At 56.8% G+C, this 354-nt stretch carries 1 rRNA gene; it reads right to left on the bottom strand.

Features of this window, described 5'->3' with window-relative positions:
- Positions 1–354, bottom strand: a 23S ribosomal RNA gene (locus AB6A66_RS17550); the annotation flags it as partial.

Here is a 354-nt window from a genome sequence, read left to right as displayed (position 1 = left end):
AATATTTAGGCTTAACGGGTGGTCCCGCCAGATTCACACGGGATTTCACGGGCCCCGTGCTACTTGGGTGGTTCTCAAGCGAGCCGCTAATGTTTCAGCTACGGGGGTCTTACCCTCTACGCCGGACCTTTCGCATGTCCTTCGCCTACATCAACGGTTTCTGACTCACCGACCGGCCGGCAGACCGATCAAGAGAACTCCCACAACCCCAACCACGCAACCCCTGCCGGGTATCACACGTGACTGGTTTGGCCTCATCCGGTTTCGCTCACCACTACTCCCGGAATCACGGTTGTTTTCTCTTCCTGCGGGTACTGAGATGTTTCACTTCCCCGCGTTCCCTCCACATACCCT

The sequence above is a fragment of the Rhodosalinus sp. K401 genome (genome assembly GCF_041365735.1).
Classification (GTDB): domain Bacteria; phylum Pseudomonadota; class Alphaproteobacteria; order Rhodobacterales; family Rhodobacteraceae; genus Rhodosalinus.
Note: the sequence above shows the minus strand (reverse complement) of the source record. Positions and strands in the feature narration are given on the sequence as shown.